General features: G+C 58.1%; 18 protein-coding genes. 17 read left to right on the top strand and 1 reads right to left on the bottom strand.

Annotated elements, in window-relative coordinates; translation table 11 throughout:
* Positions 1-330: 330 nt before the first annotated feature.
* From F560_RS0106030 to F560_RS0106065, 8 genes are all read left to right on the top strand, one after another.
* Positions 331-1,845, top strand: a complete 1,515-nt coding sequence (locus tag F560_RS0106030; protein ID WP_019004825.1) for a sugar ABC transporter ATP-binding protein — start codon at positions 331-333, stop codon at positions 1,843-1,845.
* Positions 1,846-1,860: 15 nt separating this feature from the next.
* Entirely contained in the window at positions 1,861-2,910 is a 1,050-nt protein-coding gene (locus F560_RS0106035; RefSeq protein WP_019004826.1) for an ABC transporter permease, read from the top strand.
* Positions 2,911-2,913: 3 nt separating this feature from the next.
* Entirely contained in the window at positions 2,914-3,909 is a 996-nt protein-coding gene (locus F560_RS0106040) for an ABC transporter permease (RefSeq protein WP_019004827.1), read from the top strand.
* Positions 3,910-3,989: 80 nt separating this feature from the next.
* Positions 3,990-5,063: a rhamnose ABC transporter substrate-binding protein gene (gene rhaS, locus F560_RS0106045; RefSeq protein ID WP_019004828.1), complete on the top strand. Its 1,074-nt coding sequence runs from the start codon at positions 3,990-3,992 to the stop codon at positions 5,061-5,063.
* Positions 5,064-5,196: 133 nt separating this feature from the next.
* Positions 5,197-5,523 (top strand): L-rhamnose mutarotase, encoded by a 327-nt coding sequence (locus F560_RS0106050; protein WP_019004829.1) that lies wholly within the window; start codon positions 5,197-5,199, stop codon positions 5,521-5,523.
* A 114-nt stretch (positions 5,524-5,637) separates the two neighbouring features.
* Entirely contained in the window at positions 5,638-6,336 is a 699-nt protein-coding gene (locus tag F560_RS0106055) for a response regulator transcription factor (protein WP_019004830.1), read from the top strand.
* Entirely contained in the window at positions 6,333-7,787 is a 1,455-nt protein-coding gene (locus F560_RS0106060) for a sensor histidine kinase (protein WP_019004831.1), read from the top strand. The genes F560_RS0106055 and F560_RS0106060 overlap by 4 nt, the downstream gene beginning before the upstream one ends.
* A gap of 91 nt (positions 7,788-7,878) precedes the next feature.
* Positions 7,879-8,973 carry a hypothetical protein gene (locus F560_RS0106065; RefSeq protein WP_019004832.1) on the top strand — a complete coding sequence of 365 codons (1,095 nt, stop codon included), beginning with the start codon at positions 7,879-7,881 and terminating at the stop codon, positions 8,971-8,973.
* A gap of 200 nt (positions 8,974-9,173) precedes the next feature.
* Here the strand turns inward: F560_RS0106065 and F560_RS0106075 are convergent, their stop codons facing one another.
* The gene (locus F560_RS0106075) at positions 9,174-9,464 is read right to left on the bottom strand and encodes a hypothetical protein (protein ID WP_019004834.1); all 291 of its coding nucleotides are present in this window, start codon (positions 9,462-9,464) and stop codon (positions 9,174-9,176) included.
* A 199-nt stretch (positions 9,465-9,663) separates the two neighbouring features.
* Between F560_RS0106075 and F560_RS0106080 the strand changes: the two genes are divergently transcribed.
* The 9 genes from F560_RS0106080 to F560_RS0106125 all read left to right on the top strand — a co-directional run bounded on the left by F560_RS0106080 (position 9,664) and on the right by F560_RS0106125 (position 24,347).
* On the top strand, positions 9,664-10,557 hold the full coding sequence (locus tag F560_RS0106080) for a DUF72 domain-containing protein (RefSeq protein ID WP_019004835.1): 894 nt from the start codon (positions 9,664-9,666) through the stop codon (positions 10,555-10,557).
* A gap of 1,437 nt (positions 10,558-11,994) precedes the next feature.
* Complete coding sequence (locus tag F560_RS0106090; protein ID WP_019004836.1) at positions 11,995-14,061, top strand: alpha-glucuronidase family glycosyl hydrolase; 2,067 nt, start codon at positions 11,995-11,997, stop codon at positions 14,059-14,061.
* 177 nt (positions 14,062-14,238) lie between these two features.
* Positions 14,239-15,216 carry a carbohydrate ABC transporter permease gene (locus F560_RS0106095; RefSeq protein ID WP_026298124.1) on the top strand — a complete coding sequence of 326 codons (978 nt, stop codon included), beginning with the start codon at positions 14,239-14,241 and terminating at the stop codon, positions 15,214-15,216.
* On the top strand, positions 15,213-16,055 hold the full coding sequence (locus tag F560_RS0106100) for a carbohydrate ABC transporter permease (protein ID WP_019004838.1): 843 nt from the start codon (positions 15,213-15,215) through the stop codon (positions 16,053-16,055). The genes F560_RS0106095 and F560_RS0106100 overlap by 4 nt, the downstream gene beginning before the upstream one ends.
* 110 nt (positions 16,056-16,165) lie before the next feature.
* Positions 16,166-17,917: a sensor histidine kinase gene (locus tag F560_RS0106105; protein WP_245554817.1), complete on the top strand. Its 1,752-nt coding sequence runs from the start codon at positions 16,166-16,168 to the stop codon at positions 17,915-17,917.
* A gap of 136 nt (positions 17,918-18,053) precedes the next feature.
* Entirely contained in the window at positions 18,054-19,370 is a 1,317-nt protein-coding gene (locus F560_RS0106110; RefSeq protein ID WP_019004840.1) for an ABC transporter substrate-binding protein, read from the top strand.
* A gap of 110 nt (positions 19,371-19,480) precedes the next feature.
* Positions 19,481-21,103, top strand: coding sequence for a response regulator transcription factor (locus tag F560_RS0106115; RefSeq protein ID WP_026298125.1), 1,623 nt, complete (start codon positions 19,481-19,483; stop codon positions 21,101-21,103).
* A 27-nt stretch (positions 21,104-21,130) separates the two neighbouring features.
* Positions 21,131-21,925: a Nif3-like dinuclear metal center hexameric protein gene (locus F560_RS0106120; protein ID WP_026298126.1), complete on the top strand. Its 795-nt coding sequence runs from the start codon at positions 21,131-21,133 to the stop codon at positions 21,923-21,925.
* Between the two features lie 1,015 nt (positions 21,926-22,940).
* Complete coding sequence (locus F560_RS0106125) at positions 22,941-24,347, top strand: NAD-dependent malic enzyme (protein ID WP_019004843.1); 1,407 nt, start codon at positions 22,941-22,943, stop codon at positions 24,345-24,347.
* Positions 24,348-24,377: the final 30 nt, after the last annotated feature.

Here is a 24,377-nt window from a genome sequence, read left to right on the forward strand (position 1 = left end):
GTAGTCCGTCCAGTACGCTACATCGCCTCCGTTCGTGGTGCTGAGCCGCCAAGTAGTCCGTCCAATACCTCTCCGGCCTCCATCCATTCAGTAGAGAGGCCTGCTTGCTGCACGCACGGAAAAAAAGTCCCCTAAGACGGCACCGCCCGTTTGCTTGCGGCGTCCCCGAAGCAAAAAACCGAAAACGTTCCCCCCTACCCGAAAAATGTCTCCTCCGTGAAACCGAAAGAAAGCGTTATCTTAAACATACGGAATTTCGATTCGAGCGTTGCGTGCCGTTGGGGCCGTAGCGGCCAATCGAAATGCGCGGGTACGGAGGGAGAGAAAGAAATGGCCGAATACGTGCTGGAGCTGAAGGGCATCACCAAGACGTTCCCCGGCGTCAAAGCGTTGGACAATGTCTACTTCAAGCTGAGGCCGGGCGAAATCCATGCGCTGATGGGCGAGAACGGCGCGGGCAAATCGACTTTTATCAAGGTGATTACCGGGGTTCATGCGCCCGACGAAGGCGAAATCTACCTGAACGGCGAGAAGGTGGAGTTCAAAAGTCCGAACGACGCGAAAAAAGCCGGCATCGCCGCGATCTATCAGCACGTTACGTGCTATCCGGATTTGAGCGTTACCGAGAATATTTTCATGGGCCACGAAAAGGTGTCGAAGCTGACCAAGCGCATCTTGTGGAACGACATGCATGCGGAGGCCGAACGGCTGCTGAGAGAGCTGGGCGCGACGTTCAGCCCGAAGACGCAGATGGGCGCGCTGAGCGTTGCCGAACAGCAGATCGTCGAAATCGCGAAAGCGCTGTCCATGGACGCCAAGATCATCATTATGGACGAGCCGACCGCCGCGCTGTCGCGGAACGAAAGCGAGGAGCTGTACCGCATCGCCGAACGGCTTAGAGATAGAGGCGCGTCGATCATTTTCATATCGCACCGGTTCGAGGACATGTACCGGCTGGCCAGCATGGTCACGGTGTTTCGGGATTCGAAGTACATCGGCACATGGCGGGTGGACGAAATCTCGAACCCCGACCTGATCGTGGCGATGGTCGGACGCGAGATCACCCAACTGTTCCCGAAGAAGGAGGCGAAGATCGGCGAGGAGCTGCTGCGGGTCGAAGGGTTGGGACGGACGGGGTATTTCGCGGATGTGTCGTTCAGCCTGCGGCGCGGCGAAATTCTCGGCTTGACCGGACTTGTCGGCGCGGGGCGGACCGAAGTGTGCCAGGCGTTGTTCGGCGTGACGGGCTACGACAAGGGCAAGATTTACTTCAAAGGCCGGGAATGGAAGGTAAAAAGCCCGCTTGAGGCGATGAAGCGCGGCATCGGATATTTGCCCGAGGACCGGCAGAAGCAGGGGCTTGTGCTGCAGTGGAGCATCGGGCGCAACATTACGCTGCCTTCTCTTGAGAAATACGCAAGGCGCGGCCTGCTCCGCACGGCCAGCGAGGCGCAAACCGCCAAACATCTGGCGGAGAAGGTCAGCGTGAAGGCGGGAAGCATTTTCGACCTGGTCAGCTCCCTGTCCGGGGGCAACCAGCAGAAGGTGGTCTTCGCCAAGCTGCTGACCGCCGATCTGGACGTTCTCATTCTCGACGAGCCGACCAAGGGCGTCGATGTCGGGGCGAAGTCGGCGATTTACGAAATCATCAGCGAGCTGGCGTGCAGCGGTTACGGCATCATCATGGTTTCGTCCGAAATGCCCGAAATTATCGGAATGTGCGACCGGGTCGCCGTCATGAGAGAAGGGCGGATCACGGCCATGCTGGACCGCAAGGACATTACGCAGGAAGCGATTTTGCAGGCGTCGATGGCGGGCGAGCCGGCGCCGGCCGAAATCCGATAAGAGGTGAACACCGGGATGAAACAAAAAATGTTTGCGGACGCGGCGCTGGCGGTCGGGACCGGCCAGGGGGCGGCGACGAAAACTACAATCAGCGCGAAATTCGCGAAGTTCAGGGAGCTGGGCCTGCTCGCCGTCATCGTTTTGATCTGCATCGGCGTGCAGATTCGCAACCCGAGCTTTCTGACCTGGGAAAATATCAACGACATCGCCGCGAACACGGCGATTCTTTCGATTTTGTCCGTCGGCATGATGCTGGTCATTATTACCCGGGGAATAGACCTGTCGATCGGCGCGACGCTGGCGCTTTCCGGCATGATCGCCGCGTTGACGGTGAAGGCGCATCCGGGTCTGCATCCGCTGGCCGCGCTGCTGCTCGGCTTTGCCGTCGGGCTCGCGTGCGGGATAGTGATCGGCTTTCTGGTGGCCAAAGTCGGGATATTGCCGATCATCGCCACGCTCGGCATGATGAACGTCTTCCGCGGGCTCACGTATGAAGCGAGCGGCGGCAAGTGGGTCAGCGCGCATCAGATGCCGGACAGCTTCAAGCAGATCGCGACCGGGTCGCTGCTCGGCATCAACAATCTGATTGTCATCGCGGTCGTGATTTACGCGGTCGCTTACTACTTCGTAAGCCATACCCGCACCGGCAGACAGGTGTACGCGGTCGGCAGCAATCCGGAATCGGCGGAAATCAGCGGGATCAAAACGAAGCGCATCCTGTGGCTCGTGTATACCATTATGGGCGGGCTGACGGGCCTTGCCGGCGTTCTGTGGGTGTCCAAATTCGCGTCCGCGCAAGGGGATACGGCTTCCGGATACGAGCTGAGCGTCATCGCCGCGTGCGTGCTCGGCGGCGTCAGCATCGCCGGCGGCTCCGGCAAAATTTCCGGCATTATTCTCGGGGCCGTGCTGCTCGGCATTTTGAACAACGCCCTTCCGATGATCAACGTTTCGCCGTTCTGGCAGAACTGGATCCAGGGCATGATCATTCTGGCCGCCGTCGTTTTCAACGCGCTGGTGAAGCGCGGCATCGACCGCAACAACCTGATGAGGAGGAAAATCTAGGCCATGGAACCGAGAGTTTTGACAAGCAAGAAGCCGTTGACGCTCAAAGGCTTTTTCCTCCAATGGGAATGGATGCTGGTCCTTCTGTTTATCGCCGTCATCGTTATGAACGTGAACCTGTCCGACTATTTCTGGGATTACAACAATCTGCGGGACGCCACGATGAGCTTTCTCGACAAGGCGTTTATCGTGCTCCCGATGGTCTTTATCATCATTCTCGCGGACATCGACATTTCCGTCGGTTCCATCGTCGCCTTGTCCTCGGTCATCATGGCGGACTTGTACGCCCATGGGGTTCCGATGGAGCTTGCGCTGATCGTCTGCCTGGCGGTCGGCACCTTGTGCGGCTACATCAACGGGCTGCTCATCGTCAAGTTCAAGGAACTGTCCTCGGTGATCGTCACGCTGTCGACGATGATCATTTACCGGGGCATCGCCTATATCCTGCTCAAGGACCAATCGGTGGGGAAATTCCCGAAATGGTTCAACTATTTGGGCTGGGGTTATGTCGGAAGCATTCCGTTTATCCTGATCGCTTTCGCCGTATTCGCCGTTCTGTTCGGCATTTTGCTGCACAAAACGACGTTCGGCCGCAAAGTGTACGCCATCGGCAGCAACCCGACCGCAAGCCGCTATTCCGGCGTGCAGGTCGACCGGATCAAAATTATCGTCTTCACGCTGGCCGGGCTGATGTCGGCGGTGACGGCGCTGTTCCTGACTTCGAGAATGGGCAGCACCCGCCCGAATATCGCGACGGGCTACGAGCTGGACGTCATCGCGATGGTCGTGCTCGGCGGCATCAGCACCGCAGGCGGCAAAGGCCGGATGATCGGCGCCATTCTCGCGGTGTTTCTGATCGGGTACCTGCGTTACGGCCTGGGGCTGATCAACATCTCCGCCCAAACGCTGCTGATCGTGATCGGCCTGCTGCTCATCTTCGCCGTTTCGGTGCCGAAGCTGAAATGGAAAGGGACGGGCGCCAAGGGCAAAGCGGTTTAAGCAGGGGCGACGACGGTACGACCCGGTCCAAGCGGCCGGATTGTATAAACAGGTTGAGGACAAAAAAGGGAGGACCAAACATGAAAAAAGTTCTGACGTTGGGACTTGCGGCCGTAATGGCCGTGACGCTGCTGGCCGGCTGCGGCGGCAACAACAAGGAAGCGGGCGCAAGCGGCGGCGGCAGCCCGTCGGCAAGCGCCGGCCAGCCGTCCGACGCGGGCGGCAAAAAACGATTGGCCATCATCTTCAAAAACACGGGCAACCCGTACGGCGAAAAACAAATGGAAGGCTTCAAAAAAGCGGTCGAAGAAAACGGCGACGAAGCGATTCTGAAGGCGCCGGACCAACCGACCGCGGAAGCGCAAATCCAAATGATCGAAGAGCTGATCTCCCAGAAGGTCGACGCGATCGCGATCGCCGCCAACGATCCGGACGCGCTTCAGCCCGCGCTGCAAAAAGCGATGAACGCCGGCATCAAGGTGATTTCGCTCGACTCCGCCGTCAATGCGCAAAGCCGCATCACGCACGTAAACCAGGCGGACCCCGAACGGATCGGCCGCACGCTGATCCAGGGCGTATCCGAAATGATCGGCGGCGAAGGCGAAATCGCGATTTTGAGCGCGACCAGCCAAGCGACCAACCAGAACACCTGGATCGAATGGATGAAAAAAGAGCTTGAAGATCCGAAATACGCGAACATCAAGCTGGTGAAAGTGGCGTACGGGGACGACCTGCGCGACAAGAGCGTTTCCGAAACCGAGGCGCTGCTCAAATCGTACCCGAACCTCAAAGCGATCATCGCGCCGACGACGGTCGGGATCGCCGCGGCGGGCAAAGTGCTGACGGACAAAGGGCTGAAGGACAAGGTGAAGCTGACCGGACTCGGCCTGCCGAGCGAAATGGCCGAATACATCGAAAGCGGCGTCTGCCCGTGGATGTACCTGTGGAATCCGATCGACGTCGGTTACCTGGCCGGCTATACGGCAGAGGCGCTGGTCAAAGGCGAAATTACCGGCGCCGTCGGCGAGAAATTCACGGCCGGCACGCTCGGCGAGAAGGAAATCGTCGCCGACGGCGACGGCACGCAAGTGATGCTGGGCGATCCGTTCAAATTCGACTCGGGCAACATTGCGGAGTGGAAAGAAGTGTATTGATCCGACTGGGGACTTGAATTTGGCATAACGCAGAAAAAGCCGGGCACATCGCGGCGGCAAGGGCGCGGACCTTTGCTCCGGGAGGCCCCCGGCTTTTTCGTTTATCCCGAATCCGGAAAGGAGCCGAGAACGAATGAACAAAAGCAATAAATTCGCCTGGACCTGGCTCGTCAAGGAAGATAAAGTGGAGGAATACGTAAAGCTTCATCAGGAGGCATGGCCGGAAGTGCTGGAGGAGCACAGCCGGGCGGGCATCCGCAACTACTCGATTTTTCAGGAGGGGAACCGCTTTTTCTACTGCTTCGAATGCGACGACGTGGACGCCGCCTTCGCCTACATCGCCAGGAGCGAGGCGTGCGCCCGCTGGAACGCCATAACCTCCGCCATGATGGAGACGGCTTTCGATATGGGCGAACCGGAGCCGATCCGGCCGATGCGGGAGATTTTTTATTTGAAGTAAGAGCGAGGCAACCCGGTTCCGCCCGCCGCCCCTTGGACTTTCCCGCGTTTCGCGGGTATGATACTTACAATAAGGTATGCAGGAAGCCAGGCGGCAAGGAAAGCGGGGATCGCCATGGAGAAAAAGGTGCTGGTCGTCGACGATGAGCGGAGCATCGTGAATGCGCTGGCTTACGCGCTGCGCAGGGAAGGGTATGCGGTCGAGACGGCCCATGACGGGGAAGAGGCGCTGGCGAAAGCGGCGGCGTTTCGGCCTCACGTGATCATTCTCGACGTCATGATGCCGAAGCTCAGCGGCTACGAGGTCTGCCGGAAGCTGCAAAACCGGAAAGGCACGGGCATTATTTTGGCGACCGTCAAAAACGATATTGTCGACAAGGTTCTCGGGCTTGAGCTGGGCGCGGACGACTATGTGACCAAACCGTTCGACATGCGGGAGCTGCTGGCCAGAGTGAAAGCGCTGGCGAGGCGCATGGAGTACGGCGCCGGCGAGGACGCGGAAGAAATCGTCATCGGGGAGGTGCGGCTGAGTAAAGCCGAGCGGACGCTGACCGTAGCGGGACGTCCGGTCGAACTGACGCCGAAGGAATTCGATCTGCTGGCGCACCTTCTGTCCCATCCCGAGCGGGTCTATTCCAGAGAGCAGCTGCTCGATCTCGTTTGGGGCATGGATTATGCCGGCGGAACCCGGACGGTCGACATTCATATCCAGCGGCTGCGCAAAAAACTCGGAGCGCCGGGCCAGCATCTGCTTCAGACCGTCTATGGCGTCGGGTACAAAGGCACCGGCCAGGGCGGCGGAGAGCGGCCATGAAGTCCGGCGGACAACGTGGCGCATCGGCCGACGGCCGGCGCCGCGCCTTCAAGCTCAGCATCAAGCTGAAGCTGAGCGCCGTGCTCGCCCTGCTGCTGCTGCTCACCGTGCTCGTCATGAGCGAGCTTGTGCTCAGGGGCATCGAACGCAATCAGCAGCAGCGCACCGAAGCCGAGCTGGCGCGGCACAGCCGGACGGCGGAGCAGTACGTGCGGCAGAATTACTACAGCGCGGACGTTCCGCCGGAAGACGAGGCGTTTATGGCGCAGCGGGGACAGCGGCTTGCCCTTTATATTTCGACGCTGATCGGCTTGCCGACGGCGCTGTACGACGCTTCGGGCCGGGAGGTCGGCAATTCGCTTCAGCCTCAAGGTTCCGGCGCGGCGGCGGATACGCTTGCCTATGCGCTGAAAGGCTATATCGCGTACGAGACGTCCGGCGATTCGCTCGTTTACTTCTCCCCGCTGCGGGTCGACGGCCGGATCGTCGGCGTCGTCCGCCTGCAGTATTCGTTAAAGAGCGCCCAGGATTTTCTGAAGGCGATCCGGGGACTGTTCCGGACGGCGGGCGTGGTCGTATTTGCCGCCGGCTTCGCGATCGGCTATTTGTATTTTCACCGCTTTGCGTCCCAGATCGGGAGGCTGCGCCAGGCTTCCCAGCAAATCCGCTCCGGCCGCTTCCTGCGCGAGATTCCGGTGCGGCGGCGGGACGAGCTGGGGGATCTGGGCGAGGATATCTATTTCATGAGCGGGGCGATCGAAGCGCATATCGAGCGGCAGAAACAATTTATCGGCAATGTAAGCCACGAATTTAAGACGCCGTTGACTTCGATCAAGGCTTACGTCGACCTGCTCGATCTGTACCGCGACGATCCCCGGCTTGCGGCCGAAGCGGCCGAAAGCATCGGCAGGGAGACGGATCGGCTGTACGAGATGGTCGAAAAAGTGCTCCGCTTGTCCGCTATGGAAAAGTACGATTTCGAGCAGCATGCCGAGCGGATCGATCTGAAGGAACTGCTTGCCGAGCTGTGCGGGCGGATGAGAGGAAAAGCGGAGCGCTACGGCCTCGTTTTGTCGACCGATCTGGAGGCGGCGGAATGTTGGGCGGATCGGGAAAGCCTTGCGCATATTTTCATCAATTTGATCGACAACGCCATCAAGTATAACGTGCCGCAGGGGTCGGTGACGGTAAGCTGCCGCATGGAACGGAAAGAGGCGGTTGTCCGGGTGACGGATACGGGAATCGGCATTCCGGAGGAAGCGCGCGAGAAAATCTTCGAACCGTTCTATACGGTAAGCAAGGATCGCGCCCGCAGCTACGGCGGCACCGGTCTCGGCCTGTCGCTCGTTCGCGGGCTTGTGGAGAAGCAGGGCGGGACGATCGCGGTGTCGGATGCCGGAGCCGGCGGAACGCGATTCACGGTTCGGCTTCCCGCCCAGCCGAAGCGGTAAAAAGATTTTACAAGTTGGAAACAATTCGAGACGGCGCCGATACAACCTTCCGCTATGATGGTCTCATCGACAAGGAAAGGGGAATGTCATCATGACGACAAAAAGGAACAAGGCCGCCATCGGCGCCGTATTCTGTTTGGCGTTTGCCGTTACGGCGTGCACGGGAGAAAACGGAGCGGAGAGCGAGGGTTCCCGCCAGACGATCCAAAAGCCGGACAAAACGATCACGGTGGTGGAAACGCCGGAGCCGAAGGCGGGACCGATCGAGGTCGCGAACATTAAAAACGTCGAAGGAATGGGACAGGGCTTCCTGAACGAGGATGCCGTTATCGTGATGAGGCAAAATCCCGACGTCAAGCCGATTCAGGTCGAAGGCACGACCCAGCCGCCCAACAATCTGTACGCCTACGACCTCCAATCGAACACCGCCGAGGCGCTCAAGCCGGACAGCGAAAACCAGAACTTCGCCGTGCTGTCGCCCGACGGCAAGCATCTTTTTTACAAGGTCAACTACGAGGAGGACGCGCACGGATTCATTCTGAATCTGGAGACGAAGCGGGCGGTGCCGACGGGAGACAGCCTGATCGACTACGCGGACGCGCAGTGGCTGGACAACTCGACGGTCATGTTCCGGACGATGGAAGGGAAGCTGGTGACATCGGACCTCGAAGGCAAGACGAAGGTGCTGTTTGAAGGGCCGAAGGAAGGCCGGATCGTGTCGGCGGCCAAGACGGCGGAAGGCCTTTATTACGTAGCGAACGAAAAGCTGTACTTTTTGGCCGACGGCGCCGCGGAGCCGAGCCTTGTGGCCGAATCGGCCGAGTCGGTGGTTCCTTCTCCGGACGGCAAACAGCTTGCCGTCGTCAAGAAGGCGACGGAGACGACCCGCACTTTGTTTATTACGGATACGAAGGGCAACGAGCTGCTTAAGCTCGGAACCGCCACTCAGGTATTCGGCGTCTCCTGGTCGCCCGACAGCGCCAAAATCGTGTACAACCTGATGTCCGAGGACGGGGGCGACGGCGGGATCATCGTGGCCGATGCCGTGACCGGCGAGACGACCGGGCTGTCGGTCGACGTCCAGAACGCGGCCAGCACGCTGCGCTGGAGCCCGTCCGGCAAGAAGATCCTGGTGACGACGTTTAAAGAACAGGGCTTCGTCAGCTATGTCATCACGTTGAAATAAGCGCAAACGAAAGCCGCCGGCATCCGGCGGCTTATTTGATGTTCAACCAAATAACGGTAACGAACAAGAAAATCAGCAAGCAAAAACCGAGTACCCAAAACACCGCTTTACGGCCTTCCATGCGGTCACCACCCTGTTTGATGTCTTGCGATTATATCCATAGAACGGAAGCGGCTCGTCCCGAAGGGAACGGAGCCCCGTTAATGCCAGCGCGCCAGCGAGAAGGCCAGCTTGCCGGTCAGAATCGGAAACAGCTCGGAAACCGACCCGACGAACGGCGTCGGCTGGATTTTGCCTTTGGGGCCTGCGAGATTCAGCCAGAAGCAATCGGCGCCAAGCTGCAGCAGCAACACGCGCAAAGCTTCTTCCCCTTTCTCCCGGGAATAGACGGTAAGGTAGGTGTCATGCGCCCGGACGTTCAGGTGATCGAACTTTCGGGTGTGAAGAGCGTGCTGCAACAACTTCTGCGCCTGTTGAAGCGACATGGGCATGACGAAGCGGCCTCCCGAAAACAAGGAATCGCCGATTCTCGAACCAGGAAGAGAAAGCACGAAAGACGCGTGAGGATCGGGGTTCGCAGACCATCTTTATCTTTTCTTTATAATATTATCAAAAACCGGCTTGGGGAAAAAGCGGGAACAGGCGCGTGTTATAATAGCGCTTAGCATCATCGTGCGGCAGGAGGCATCCATGATTCATATCGGTTTGAGCGGATGGGGCGATCACGATTTGCTGTACGGTCCCTCCGTCAAGGCAAAAGACAAATTAAAGGTTTACGCCCGGCATTTTCCCGTTGTCGAGGTGGACAGCTCCTTTTACGCGATTCAACCGAAGGAGCGCTTCGCGCGCTGGGTGGAGGAGACGCCGGCTTCGCTCCGTTTCGTCGTGAAAGCGTATCAGGGCATGACGGGACATCAGCGGGGCCAACCCCGAACGGAGGCGGGCGGGACGCAGGCGATGTACGACGCCTTTTGCGATTCGCTCGAGCCCGCACTCGAGACCGGCCGGCTTGCGGCCGTGCTGTTTCAATATCCGCCGTGGTTCGATTGCACCCGGGAAAACGTGCAGGTGCTGCGGGAGACGAGGCGGCGGATGGACGGGTTCCCCTGCGCGCTGGAGTTTCGGCACCAGAGCTGGTTCGCGCCCGCCTTCCGGGAGAAGACGCTCGAATTTATGAGGGACGAGCGCTGGATTCACAGCGTGTGCGATGAACCGCAGGCGGGAATGGGCTCCGTTCCGACCGTGCTCGAGGCGACCGACCCGCACGTTACCCTTGTCCGGATGCACGGCCGCAATGCCGCGGGATGGCAATCGGCCGGCGCGCCGAACTGGCGGGAGGTGCGTTATCTGTACCGGTACAGCCTGGAGGAGCTGGAAGCGTGGCGCCTTCATTTGCAGCGGCTGCAACAGATGAGCCGGGATATCTATGTCATTTTCAACAATAACTCGGGCGGGGATGCGGCGGCAAACGCAAAGCAAATGATGGAACTGCTTGATCAGTTGTCACCCGACGGCATGCGGCCGAGCGATCCGCGGGATACGCAGCCGGAGGAGGAACCGCCCGAGCAGCTGAGCCTGTTCTGATGCTGCGCCGAAGCAGACACGCCAAAATAGATGCAACGACGCAGACGCGCCGAAGTGTCGAAATCGGATTCGCCTTCGCAGGTCGGCGAATTGCGTCAGGTTGAATCGGCTGGTTGAGTCGGACGGCTGAATCGGGCGGTTGAATTGCCGAGTGCGGACGCCGCCGTAAAAGGCAACAGCGTTCTTTTTTTGCCGCTTCTCCCATTCCTCCTCTCTCTGCACTCCTCTTTCTCTGTTTGTTTCCCGTTATTTGTCCCTCATGATCGGGAGGGTTGCCGAATCCTCTTCGTTCGGCCCCTTACCGCAAACGGGCTAATTGGCGTTCCGACGTGCAAACCTCTTCCAAATAGGCTAACCGTGCTCCACTGTGCCAATCCGTCTCCAAACGGGCAAACCCGCGTTGCCGTTCGGCTTGGAAACGGGCACAGCCGAGGACTTCGCTTCTTAAAGCCGGGCTCGCAGCGAAGTCCGCCCAGTACGCTACATTGTCCACTGCCGCAGTTCTCAGCCGCCATGTAGTCCGCCCAGTACGCTACATTGCCCACTGCCGCAGTGCTCAGCCGCCATGTAGTCCACCCAGTACGCTACATTGTCCACTGCCGCAGTTCTCAGCCGCCATGTAGTCCGTCCAGTACGCTACATTGTCCACTGCCGCAGTTCTCAGCCGCCATGTAGTCCGCCCAGTACCTCTCATGGTCTCGAGCGGCTATATTGGAGTTTGTGCAGGATACCGGCTCCTTTTGCCCATTTTCGGAACGTATGTTGGATTTTCTCCACTGAAATGCCCCGTGAGCGTTGCGGATTCTGCTTAAGTAGGCAAAATGAATGGATATATCCAACATAGACCGGCTTACGGCCTCCTGAACGGATTGTAGATTGGATTTTTCCAAGATAGATGTGGAATCCAGTGAATTTTAATATAGTCGTGCTGGTTCGCGCTGGGGATATAGGAGCGATGTATGGATTACGATGAAATAGCCGCGGCTAATGGCCGAGGTTGGCTGTGTAACGGTGATTGTGAAGATGGACGAGGAGGCGTATCACGAACGAGCCGCCCGTCGTTGGCCCGAAACGGAAGCAGAGGGATTTCCGACATCTTCTCCTGGCATCTTCTCCTGGTATCTTCTCCTGGCATCTTCTCCTGGTATCTTCTCCTGGTATCTTTTCCTGCCATCTTTCACCGACATCTACCATACTACCATACAAGTGTGGTAGTATTATTGAGCAGGTATTTCTTCGGCGCGAACAAACCATGAAATGCACATAGGGCTGATGAAGAATCTGCGATCCATGAATCGCATGGAGGCATCGCCACCGAAGGCATCGCCATCGGGGCATCCGCGATCAAAGAATTGCCACGAGGCGTCCGCGATCAAGGCATCGCGCCATCGAGGCGTCTGCAATCGAAGCATCCGCAATCAAGGAGGAATCCCGATCATGAACGACAGTTCGATCCGGACCAAGCCCGGATACGAAGCATGGCTCGGTTCGCCGTTCATTTCCGATGCCGAGCGGCTTTCGCATGTCGCGAATTGGACAAAAGCGATTTCCGTTCGGGAAGAAGACGAATGCATTTCGACCGCTCTGGCGGAACTGGAAACCGCATTGGAGAAGCTGACCGGACAGCGTCCTGCAAGGGACATCCCTCAGGATCAAGGGGGATACTTGGTTATCGGCACGTTCAATGGCAGCCCGGAAGTCAGGGAGGCGTTTGATGAAGCCGAACAGGCGGCCGTTTCCCCGGAAGGATTCCGGATTCGCACGCGCGGCCGCGCCGTCGTCATCGCCGGGGTTTCGCCCAAAGGCGTTCTGTACGGGGCTTTTCATTTCCTGCGGCTGATCCGGACCGGAGCAAATCTGGGCGAATTGGATGTCCTGGAAAATCCGGCGAACGGGCTGCGCATGATCAACCATTGGGACAACGCCGACGGCAGCATTGAAAGGGGATACGCGGGCAGATCCATTTTTTACTCGGACAACGAGATCGTCGAAGACTTGACCCGCGTCCGCGATTACGCCCGAATGCTGGCTTCCGTCGGTCTGAACGCCGTGTCGATCAACAACGTCAACGTACATAAGGTCGAGACGACGTTTCTGACCGAGCGGTACTTGCCCCGGATCGCCGAGATCGCGGACGTGTTTCGCGCTTACGGCATCCGGACGTTCCTGAGCATCAACTTCGCCAGCCCGATCGAGATCGGGGGTCTTTCGACCGCAGACCCGCTGGACCCGGACGTGCAGGCGTGGTGGAAGGAGAAAACGGAGGAGATTTACCGTTACATCCCCGACTTCGGCGGCTATCTGGTCAAAGCGGACTCGGAATTCCGTCCGGGCCCGTTTACTTACGGCCGGGATCATGCCGACGGGGCCAACATGCTGGCGAGCGCCTTGCAGCCGTTCGGCGGCATCGTGATTTGGCGCTGCTTTGTCTACAACTGCAAACAGGATTGGCGGGACCGGAAGACGGATCGCGCCCGCGCCGCCTACGACCATTTTACTCCGCTGGACGGGCGGTTTTTGGAAAATGTCGTGCTCCAGGTCAAGAACGGCCCGATGGACTTCCAGGTGCGCGAGCCGGTTTCGCCGCTGTTCGGAGCCATGCCGAAGACGAACATGATCATTGAATTCCAGATTACGCAGGAATACACGGGTCAGCAGCGCCATCTGTGCTATCTTGTCCCGCAGTGGAAAGAGGTGCTGGATTTCGATACCTATGCGAAAGGCGCCGGATCGACGGTGAAGCGCGTCGTGGACGGCTCCCTTTTCGGCAGCAAATACAGCGGCTTCGCGGCGGTTTCCAACATCGGCGACGATGCGAACTGGACCGGCCATCTGCTGGCTCAAGCCAACTTGTACGGATACGGCCGTTTGGCCTGGAACCCGGAGCTTTCGGCGGAAGAGATCGCGAAGGAATGGATCGAGCTGGCGCTCGGCCATGACGAACGCGTCGTCCGCGTCGTGTCCGAAATGCTGCTGGACTCGTGGAGCATCTACGAATCCTACACCGCTCCGCTTGGCGTCGGCTGGATGGTCAAGCCGAATCACCATTACGGCCCGGATGTCGACGGATACGAGTATTCGATGTGGGGCACGTACCATTACGCGGATTGCCGCGGCATCGGCGTCGACCGGACCCGGAAAACCGGCACGGGCTACGCGGGACAGTACAGGGAGCCTCACTCCAGCAACTACGAGGACCCCTCCACGACGCCGGACGAGCTGCTGCTTTTCTTCCATCATGTTCCTTATACCCATGTGCTGCACTCGGGCAAAACGGTGATCCAGCATATTTACGATTCCCATTTCGAAGGGGCCGAACGCGCGGAAGCGCTGGTCGCCAAGTGGGATACGCTGAAGGGCCTCGTCCGCGAGGAGATCTTCACGCAGGTCAAAAGCCGTTTGGAAGAGCAGGCGGAGCACGCCAAGGAATGGCGGGACGTCATCAACACTTATTTTTACCGCAAAAGCGGCATTCCGGATGCGCACGGCCGCACGATTTATTGACCGGGCCCGCCCCGGAATCGCCGGTTCATAGAGAAGCGGGGAATGCCCGCACGCGTCAAGAGATGCTTCGGCATCTCTTTTCGTATTTTTTATAAGATTTCGTGCATCTCTCTTCTACTGCCCGATTCGGGGCGCTTTTATAATTTGGATGAGGAAAGATGACGCGAGGTGACCAGCATGAGCCGTATTGCAGCAGAACACGACATCCATGCAAGCTACGCTGCCGGTAAGGTTAAACGGAAACGCAACCGTTTCCTGAGCAGATGGGAGACGCCGGGACTCGGCTACCTGTTCATTTCTCCCTGGCTTGTCGGCTTTCTATTGCTGACGCTGTATCCGATGCTATTGTCGCTGTATTACTCCTTTACGGATTATACGCTGATGAAGCCCATCAAATGGGTTGGTTTGCGGAATTATGAAAGGATTTTCACAGCCGACGACAAATTTCTCCAGTCGGTGAAAGTGACGTTCCTGTACGTTCTGGGATCGGTTCCGCTAAAGCTGATTTTCGCGCTATTTATCGCGGTTGTGCTCAATAAAGCTGTGAAAGGCATCTCGGCGTACCGCGTCGCCATTTATTTCCCCTCGCTGATCGGGGGAAGCATCGCCGTGTCGATGCTGTGGCGCAACATCTTCGGGGTCGACGGGTTCATCAACAGCGTGCTGGACAAGTTCGGCATCGAAGGAAGCGGATGGATCAGCAACCCGAAGACGGCGCTTTGGTCGCTTATTTTGCTGTCCGTGTGGCAGTTCGGTTCGGCCATGGTGATTTTCCTTGCCGGGTTAAAGCAAATTCCGAAGGATTTGTACGAAGCTTCCAGCGTCGACGGAGCGAACCGCTTTGTGCAATTTTTCCGGATTACGCTGCCGATGCTATCGCCCACCCTTTACTTTAACCTGATCATGGGGATCATCGGCGCCTTCCAAATGTTCACTTCCGCTTACGTGATCACGAACGGCGGACCGATGAACTCGACCTTGGTTTACGCGGTCTACTTGTACGAGCGCGCCTTCAACCGCTATCAGCTCGGCTACGCTTCTTCACTCGCCTGGATCATGCTTGTCATGATCGCGATTGTCGCCGCGGCTATCGCGCTGACCTCGAAATACTGGGTGTTCTACGAGACCGACACGGGAAGGGGGAAACGCAAATGAGCGCCAAAGCGAAAAGCGGCTTCCGGCATCTGTTCATGATTTTGTTGAGTTTGGTGATGGTGTATCCGGTTTTCTGGTGGATCGGAGCCTCGCTCAAAAGCAACGAGGAACTGAGTTCCCCGAACCTCTTCCCGTCCGTCCCGCAGTGGCGGAATTTCACGGACGGATGGAAGGCGATACCGGGCCATACGTTCACCGAATTTTACTTGAATACGTTGGGACTGGAACTGGCCGTTCTGGTCACGACGCTCGTATCCTGCACGTTGGTGGCGTTCGGATTCGCGAGGCTGGATTTTCCGCTCAAGAAATTCTGGTTCTCCGTGCTCATGCTTACCCTGATGCTTCCCGGGCAGGTGCTGATCATTCCGCAGTACGCCATGTTCCATCAATTCGGCTGGGTCAATACGTACTGGCCGTTTATCGTTCCCCATCTGCTCGCTTCCGGAGCGGGCGGCACGTTCTTCGTCTTCCTGCTCGTCCAGTTCATCCGCGGCGTTCCCCGCGAGCTGGACGAATCGGCGAAGATCGACGGCTGCTCCTGGTTCGGCATCTACTTGCGCATCGTCATGCCGCTCACGAAGCCGGCCATCGTCACCGTCGTCATCTTCTGCTTCCTGTGGAACTGGGATGACTTCCTCGGCCATTTGCTGTATATTAATTCAGTCAGCAAATATACCGTAGGCTTGGCGCTGAAAATGATCAACGACACCCAGTCCGGCATGCAGTGGGGACAAGTGCTGGCGATGTCTCTGGTGTCGATCGTGCCGGCGACCGTGGTGTTCGCCATCGCCCAGAAACAACTGGTGGAAGGCGTGGCGACGACGGGAATAAAAGGGTAAGGCGGAACCCGGAAACCGGAAACCGGACCGCCGGGATGCCACTATATCCAGACGACCAAAAAAGCGACGATTTTCGTTGCTTTTTTGTCGTCTGACAGACGGGACGGGGAATGATGGGAAATCCTTTCAAAAAATACCGGATCGATTATTTGTTCTTCGGCTGCTTCGCCCTGTTGATTCTGGTCATGCTCGGATGCACCGTCTGGACGAGCTACAGCCTGTCTTCCAAGGAACTGGCGAAAGCGACGTCCGTCCACCAGCAGAAGCTGCTGGACCAGCTCAACAACGAGATCGCCTCCCGCCTGACGATGATCGAGCAGATTTCGCTGTCGACCTCGCGCGACAACAAGCTGATTTATTTTCTGAGCAAGAGCGGCTCGGAGGACGAGTTCACCCGGTTCCAGACCTTCAAGGAAGTGCAGCAATCGCTCGCGAATCTCACGTATTCCATTCCGTTAATCCAGGGAATCGATCTTTACATGAAGCATCCGTTCCAAGCGGACTCGTACAGCTATATTCAATTCCGGGATCTTGACAAAGCTTCGGAGCAGAGCTGGTACCCGGACATGCGGAAGAACGACTTCGTGTGGACGGGAAAGCAAGTGATCAAGGCGTTTCAAGGCGATATTGCCGTCATCAGTTTCGTCCGTTCGATTGAATACAACAACCGCCATCTCGGTTATCTCGTCGTGCACGCCAAAGCGGATTCGCTGGAAGAGATGCTGGCTGGCTCCTCGGCGGATGCCAACCGGATGATGCTGGATGCAACCGGCCAGCCGATTCTGACGATCGGGAAGGTGCCGGACGAGGCGCAGTGGTCCGAATGGAAAAACAAGCTTACCGACCGGTCGGGCCTTTTCCGCGTAGCCTTGCAGGGAGAGCGGGGAGGCGGACTTTTGGTCTACTCCAAAATGAACCAGTCGAACTGGACGATGGTGGAAGTTACGCCCTGGTCGTCCATCGCCAAGGGCAGCGTCCGTTTGGCCGAGACGATCGGCGTGATCGGCGCCGTCTCCATCGTTCTGGCGCTGCTGCTCGCGCTCTGGCTCAGCAGGCAATTGACGTCCCCGATCCGGACGCTGGTGTCGGCGATGAACCTCTATACCCTCTCCGGGCGAAAGGTGGACCTGCCCGAAGATTACCGGAACGAATTCGGCTACTTGTTTGCGGGCTACCGCAAGCAGATGGATCGGATCGAGGAGCTGTACAACTCGCTTGAAGCCCGCCATGAGCAGCTTCGCAGGGCGGAGATCGAAACGCTGCAGGCCAACATCAATCCCCACTTTCTTTACAATACGTTGGACCAGTTGAACTGGATGGCCATTTCGGCCGGCCAGCCGGAAATGAGCCGGATTCTCGAACTGATGGGCCGGATGTTCCGCATCGGCCTGTCCAACGGCGAGAGCTTTATTACGGTTGCGGATGAACTGGAGCATGTCCAATGCTACCTGGAAATTCAGCGGCTCAGGTTGGGCAACGGCTTGAACTACAAGATCGAGGTTACGGAAGAGGCGCGCAAGCTCTACATTCTCAAGATGGTGCTTCAGCCTTTCGTCGAGAACGCCGTGATCCACGGCTTTCATCTCCAAAGCGGCGGAACCGTCGTCATCCGCATTCGTCCCGAGGAAGGCTTCCTCCGGATTGCGGTCGAGGATAACGGCGTCGGCCTGCGGTCCGATCCGGACCGGCAAGCGAAACGCAAGACCGGAGGCTACGGGATACGCAATGTCCGGGAACGGATCAAAGCCTATTTCGGACATCCGTACGGCGTCGTTCTATCGAACCGCGAGGAAGGCGGGACGAGAGTCCTCATTACGCTGCCGCTCATGCGCGAACGTCCCGGGCCGGCGAATCCGAACTAGGACCGGATCGGGAGATGAGGATCAGATCGGATAATTTTGAAATATATTGTGCATCTCTCTTCTACAAACGGGCATGGAGAGTTGTTACGATAGTTCATGAAAAGCGGTTGTCATACAAAAGGGGAGATGATTGTACATGAAGGTTTGGAAGCGCTTATCGGGCATTTCGGCATCGCTGGTTCTGGCTTTGTCTCTCGCCGCTTGCGGAAGCGGCGGCGGCAACAGCGCAAGCCCGTCGTCCGATTCCGCCTCGGGAAGCGGCGGCGCGGCCGGCGGAGAAAAGGTCAAGCTTCGCATCATGTGGTGGGGTTCGCAGCAACGGCACCAGGCGACGTTGAATGCGCTGGATTTCTATACCAAGCAAAATCCCAACGTGACGTTCGAACCCGAGTACTCCGGCATGGAGGGCTACCTGGACAAGCTGTCGACCCAAGCCGCGGCCAATAACGCGCCCGACATTTTTCAGATCGACCCGAGCTGGGTAGCGGACTGGGCTTCCCGGGGCCAACTGGCGGACTTGTCGGAAGGCGTCGATTTGTCGAATGTGGACGAGAAGCTGGTCAACGGCGGAAAAGTCGACGGCAAGCAAGTGGCGATTCCGCTCGGTTCGGCCGCATACGGCATGATCTACGACAAAGCGGCGATGGAAAAACTCGGTCTGCAGCCGCCGAAAAACGGCTGGACCTGGGACGACTTCTTCAAGCTGGCGAAGGAGTCCAAATCCAAGTTGGCGGAAGGCCAATATTTCACGAAGGACTATGCGGGCGATTACTTCGCCTTTAGCGCCTTCCACTATGCGGAAGGAAAAGGCTTGCTGGTCACGGAGGACGGCAAGTTCAACATCGACAGGGACACGTTCCTGAAATGGACGAAGCAGTTCGAGGAGCTGCGCAATCTGGGCGTCGTTCCGCCGGCCGACGTCAACGCGTCGGACAAGGAAATGGACCCGACCGGCGACCTGATGGTGAAAGGCAAAATCTTGATTCGCCTGTCGTTCTCGAACAACTTCGTTTCCTGGGACAGCCTGAAGCCCGGCGCGTACGATTTGGTCACGATGCCGCGCTCGAAAGAAGCGGGCGGCTGGCTGAAGCCCTCCCTGTTCTTCGGCGTCTCCGCTCATTCCGCGCATCAGGAAGAAGCCAAAAAGTTCCTCGATTGGTTCACGAACAGCCCGGACGCCGTCAAAATTCTCGGCACGACGCGGGGCAACCCGGTCAACAACAAAGTCGCGGCCGAAGTGGCTTCCAGCTTCAGCGCGGCCGACAAGGTCGGCATGGAGATGTACAACGCGACTGCGGTCGACGGCCAGCAATGGACGGCCGGCGCAAGCGGCTGGACCAACTGGGTCGACAAAGACTGGGCGCTCATTCGGGATGAATTGAGCTTCAAGAAGACAACGCCCGAGCAAGCGTATGAAGAGCTGAAGAGCATGGCTCAGGAGTACGAAAATTAATAGAATGGAGTAAAATAAGAAACATGCCCGGTACGCTCTCGTGCGCCGGGCATGTTCCGATGTAGCGGATAGGATGAAGTTCCCGCTTGGCCAAAGGAGTGAAGAACGAAATGTGGAAGATTGCCATCATCGACGACGACCGCCAAGTGCTGCAAGGAATGAAGCATGCCATTCCCTGGGAGGAGCTTCATGCGGAATGGGCCGGAGAGGCGCTTAACGGCAGAGACGGCCTTGACCTGATCCGTTCCGTTTGCCCGGATATTTTGATCACCGACATTTATATGCCTGTCATGAACGGATTGGATATGATCGAATGCCTTCGCGAGGAGCAATTCAACGGCAAGATCATCATCTTAAGCGGTTATTCGGATTTCGAGTACGCGAGGCAGGCGCTGCGCCTGAATGTGAGCGATTACTTGTCGAAGCCGATCAGCATTCCGACGTTGAAAGAGGTGCTGGGCAGAGTCATCGCGAGCCTTGCCGAAGAGGAAGAGAACCGCATGAAGCAGGACGAGCTGCAGCGCCGTCTGATGCTGTACGCGCCGTTCGTCGAGAAGGAATGGATCAAGTCCGCTATTTCGGGAACGCTTACGGGAACCTATTTGCAGAGCGAATCGATGCCGGCGCCTTACCGGTTCTGGCAAACGGCCCGGCATGTCGTGGTAGGCATCAACATTGTCCGGGATATTCGGGTCGGCGCTTTCTCGTTGTCCGATCTGAACCTTTTCCGATTTGCGGTGCGCAATATCGCCTGCGAAGTGACGGCGGAACGATTCTCCGCGTTCGAATATACCGAGCTTCACGGCACGCATTCGGCCCTTTTGATCCATCCCCCGGCGGAGATGGACGAGCGGCAAACGGAATCGCTGCTCAAAGAGCTCGGCGTGAAGCTGATCGAAGCGGCGGCAAGCTATTTGAAGTTAACCCTTTATGTCGGCCTGGGCGGAATCAAGACGGATTGGCGGGATATTCCCGATTCCACGGAGGAAGCCTTCCGGGCGATTGAACAAAGGGGACCGGCGCTGGTTGCCGGCTACGCTTTGTACGGGAGCCGGGAGGGGGGCCAAGGCCATGCGCGTTCCTCGCTCATCCGGCCGGTCAAGTTCTACCAGGAGCTGGCGGGCGCGATCAAAATGGGGCAGGAGACGCTGGCGAACGGCATCATCGATCAATTTGTCGCCCAATTGTCCGACCGCAAGGAAGCCGGTCCCGAATATTTGAAGATGCTCGCCAGGGAGATCTGGGCGATTCTGGCTTACAGCATGTACGAGGTCGGCATCGTCTTGGACGAAATTTTCCCCGATTCGAAGGTCCATCAGGAATGGCTCGGGATCACCCGCGCCGACCAATTGGCGGAATGGCTCAAAGGCAAGGTGTCCGACATTTGCAATAGCCGCCAGTGGCGCGGGAACGGCAAGCACCGGCAGGCGGTCGATTTCATGATTCAATACATTCACGAGAACTACAACGAGGATATTACGCTGTCCGACCTGGCCGATAAAGTGTATATCTCGCGGAATTATTTGTCGTATATTTTCAAAAACATCACCGGCGAGTCCTTCAACTCGTACCTGACGCGCGTCCGCATGGAGAAGGCCAAAGAATTGCTTATGGAACACAAAATGCTGGTCTACGAAGTGGCGGAAAAAGTCGGGTATCAAAACGTTCCGTATTTCAGCACATTGTTCAAAAAATATACCGGCTTGAAACCGACGGAAATCGTCCGGTCTTAAAGGCGGGAGAACAAAGGGGCGGAAAAAGTGAGTGTAACCGTTGGGCAAGTCATCCAGCGCTTGGTGGAGCCGTGCGAACGGTTGGACGATTCGGTCGACCGGTTGATCGCGGGAACGCCGGAGACCCGGGTGACGGGAATCGCGACCGTTTTTTCGGCCACGCATGAAGCGGTGGAGCGGGCGGCCGCTTTGGGGGCCAATCTTCTGATCACGCACGAAGGAACCTTCTACAACCATCAAGAACGGACCGATTGGCTGCAGGACAGTCCCGTTTATCAGAACAAACGCAGGCTCATTGAAGAATCCGGCATGGCCATTTACCGTTTTCACGATCATTGGCACCGGTACCGTCCCGACGGCATTATGGCCGGTCTGATCCAAGCTTTGGATTGGGAACCCTTCGTCGAAGAGCATTTGCCGGCGGCTTCCGTCGTATCCCTTCCCGTCAGGACGGTAAGGGAAATTGCCGGGTACGTGAAGGAAAAGCTCGGCATTCCCCATGTTCGCGTTGCCGGCGATCCGTCCTTGCCCTGTTCGCGGGTCGGGCTGCTGGTGGGCTATAGGGGAAGCGGGGCGAACGCGATTCCGCTTTTTGAACAGAAGCGGCTGGATCTCGTCATTGCCGGCGAAGGCCCCGAATGGGAGACGCCGGAATACGTGCGGGACGCCGCCAGCCAGGGAAACGGAAAGGCCGTCCTGTTCCTTGGCCACGAAGCCAGCGAAGAGCCGGGCATGCGTTATTTGGCCGAACGGTTGAAAGAGGCCTTTCCCGAGGTTCCCGTACATTTCATCGCTTCGAAACCTGTCTTTACCATCGTCTGAGCGCCTTCCCGCGGAACGGAATGCGGGTCCGTAGGGATCGGGCGTTTTTTTCTTCGACGACTGACTCCTTAACATCCCCTGTTTGTTTTTTCCGTTTTTGAAGGTCATGTTCGGGCGTGCGTCGGAACCGTCTTTGTTAGGCTCTTTCCGGCAAACGGACGAACCGCTTTCAAACGGATGAACCCGTCTTAAAGCCGGCGAGGCCCGCGCTGCGTTCCGGTTAGAAGACGGGAATGGACCGGAACGCCCGCGCTAAAGCCGGTTTCGCAACGGGAGTTCCGCTCGCAGGGGGCCGGTCGGGCGATGGGGTCATAGACGGGTGACAACGCTCAGCGGTCATGTAGTCCGTCCAGTACGCTTCTTTGCCGCTAACCTCGTCGCTGCCCCGTCATGTAGTCCGTCCAGTACGCTTCTTTGCTGCCAGTTTCGCTGCTCATCCGCCAAGTAGTCCGCCCAGTACGCTTCTTTGCTGCCAACCTTGTCGCTGCCCCGTCAAGTAGTCCGTCCAGTGCGCTTCTTTGCTGCTAACCTCGTCGCTAACCCGTCATGTAGTCCGTCCAGTACGCTTCTTTGCTGCTAACCTCGTCGCTGCCCCGTCAAGTAGTCCGCCCAGTACGCTTCTTTGCTGCTAACCTCGTCGCTGCCTCGTCAAGTAGTCCGTCCAGTACGCTTCTTTGCTGCTAACCTCGTCGCTGCCCCGTCATGTAGTCCGTCCAGTACGCTTCTTTGCCGACAGTTTCGCTGCTGACCCTCCATGTAGTCCGCCCAGTACGCTACATTTCCTCCGTCTGTGGTGTTCACCCGCCAAGTAGTCCGTCCAGTACGCTACATTGCCGCTGCGTCAGCCTGGCAGCGACCGCATGCCAATGCCGGCGCTTCTTTTCGTCACCGGGATTTTTATCCGGGGCAAGCCGCCTTCGGGAGGTTGAAAAAGGCAAAAAAAGGTATAATGAAATCAATACCGGTTGCGGCTCATGCTGTCCGGCATGTCCGGAGCGAAAGGAGAGGGACGTTAGTGGCCTACAACAGCATTATCGTTCGCGTCGAACTGAACCATGCGCTGATTCATTTTGGGGATGTGGCTTCAGCCATCGGCAAGGCGGGCGGAGATATCACCTCGATCGACGTGATTCGGCCGGGGCAGGACATTTCCGTTCGCGACATTACGGTTCATATTCCGGAAGAAGGGGAGGCGCGGGTCGTCGAGGCGCTCAAAGAGCTGAACGGTCTTCAGCTCGTCAACGTGTCGGACCGCACTTTTCTCGCGCATCTGGGCGGCAAAATCGCCATTCAGCCCAGTCTGCCGATCCGCAACCGCGACGATCTGTCCAGAGTGTATACGCCCGGCGTCGCCAGGGTGTCCGCCGCGATTCACGAGAACCGGGACAAGGCTTACTCGCTTACGATCAAGCGGAATACGGTGGCCGTCGTGACGGACGGCACGGCCGTGCTGGGGCTCGGCGACATCGGACCGTACGCCGCGGCTCCGGTCATGGAAGGGAAAGCGATGCTGTTCAAGCAGCTTGCGGGCGTCGACGCTTTTCCGATCTGCCTCGATACGAAAGATACGGAGGAAATCATCCGGACGATCAAGGCGATCGCGCCCATCTTCGGCGGCATCAACCTGGAGGACATCGCCTCGCCGCGCTGCTTCGAGATCGAGACGCGGCTTTCGGAGCAGCTGGACATTCCGATTTTCCACGACGACCAGCACGGCACGGCGATCGTCGTGATCGCCGGGCTGCTGAACGCGCTGAAGGTTGTGGGCAAACGCATCGATCAGGTGCGCGTGGTCGTCAACGGGATCGGCGCGGCGGGCGTCTCGATATGCAAAATGCTGCTGGCCGCCGGCGTGCGCCGGCTCGTGCCGGTTGACCGCGAAGGCGCCATCGTCCGCGGAAATGCGTATCCGCACCATCCGATGTGGCAGTGGCTGGCCGAACAGCCGCAGGTCGAGGCGCAGCCCGGGACGCTTAAGGAAGTGATCCGGGACGCGGATGTGTTTATCGGGGTATCCCGCGGAGGCGTGCTGAGCGCGGAGGATGTAAGCCAAATGGCGCCGGACCGCATCGTCTTCGCCATGGCGAATCCCCAACCGGAAATCGATCCCGAGGCGGCGCTTCCGATCGTGCGGGTGTTCGCCACCGGCCGCAGCGATTACCCGAACCAAATCAACAATGTGCTCGTTTTTCCGGGCATTTTCCGCGGCGCGCTCGATTGCAGAGCCCGCACCATCAACGAGCCGATGAAGCTGGCCGCCGCCCGCGCCATCGCCTCGGTCGTGTCGCCGGACGAGCTGAACGCCCAGTACATCATTCCGAGCATCTTCAACGAGCAGGTGGTCGCCAAAGTCAGGCACGCCGTGATCGAGACGGCGATCCTGACCGGCGTCGCCCGGCGCACGCCGCCGGATTTCCGTTAACGCTACTACCCATTCACGATAGAGTACGGT

This window comes from Cohnella laeviribosi DSM 21336, from assembly GCF_000378425.1.
Taxonomy (GTDB): Bacteria; Bacillota; Bacilli; order Paenibacillales; family Paenibacillaceae; genus Cohnella; species Cohnella laeviribosi.

Excerpts from the sequence above, each read along its gene's own strand:
- F560_RS0106030 (WP_019004825.1), top strand. The coding sequence starts at position 331 with ATGGCCGAATACGTGCTGGAGCTGAAGGGCATCACCAAGACGTTCCCC.
- F560_RS0106035 (WP_019004826.1), top strand. The coding sequence starts at position 1,861 with ATGAAACAAAAAATGTTTGCGGACGCGGCGCTGGCGGTCGGGACCGGC.
- F560_RS0106040 (WP_019004827.1), top strand. The coding sequence starts at position 2,914 with ATGGAACCGAGAGTTTTGACAAGCAAGAAGCCGTTGACGCTCAAAGGC.
- rhaS (WP_019004828.1), top strand. The coding sequence starts at position 3,990 with ATGAAAAAAGTTCTGACGTTGGGACTTGCGGCCGTAATGGCCGTGACG.
- F560_RS0106050 (WP_019004829.1), top strand. The coding sequence starts at position 5,197 with ATGAACAAAAGCAATAAATTCGCCTGGACCTGGCTCGTCAAGGAAGAT.
- F560_RS0106055 (WP_019004830.1), top strand. The coding sequence starts at position 5,638 with ATGGAGAAAAAGGTGCTGGTCGTCGACGATGAGCGGAGCATCGTGAAT.
- F560_RS0106060 (WP_019004831.1), top strand. The coding sequence starts at position 6,333 with ATGAAGTCCGGCGGACAACGTGGCGCATCGGCCGACGGCCGGCGCCGC.
- F560_RS0106065 (WP_019004832.1), top strand. The coding sequence starts at position 7,879 with ATGACGACAAAAAGGAACAAGGCCGCCATCGGCGCCGTATTCTGTTTG.
- F560_RS0106075 (WP_019004834.1), bottom strand. The coding sequence starts at position 9,464 with ATGCCCATGTCGCTTCAACAGGCGCAGAAGTTGTTGCAGCACGCTCTT.
- F560_RS0106080 (WP_019004835.1), top strand. The coding sequence starts at position 9,664 with ATGATTCATATCGGTTTGAGCGGATGGGGCGATCACGATTTGCTGTAC.
- F560_RS0106090 (WP_019004836.1), top strand. The coding sequence starts at position 11,995 with ATGAACGACAGTTCGATCCGGACCAAGCCCGGATACGAAGCATGGCTC.
- F560_RS0106095 (WP_026298124.1), top strand. The coding sequence starts at position 14,239 with ATGAGCCGTATTGCAGCAGAACACGACATCCATGCAAGCTACGCTGCC.
- F560_RS0106100 (WP_019004838.1), top strand. The coding sequence starts at position 15,213 with ATGAGCGCCAAAGCGAAAAGCGGCTTCCGGCATCTGTTCATGATTTTG.
- F560_RS0106105 (WP_245554817.1), top strand. The coding sequence starts at position 16,166 with ATGATGGGAAATCCTTTCAAAAAATACCGGATCGATTATTTGTTCTTC.
- F560_RS0106110 (WP_019004840.1), top strand. The coding sequence starts at position 18,054 with ATGAAGGTTTGGAAGCGCTTATCGGGCATTTCGGCATCGCTGGTTCTG.
- F560_RS0106115 (WP_026298125.1), top strand. The coding sequence starts at position 19,481 with ATGTGGAAGATTGCCATCATCGACGACGACCGCCAAGTGCTGCAAGGA.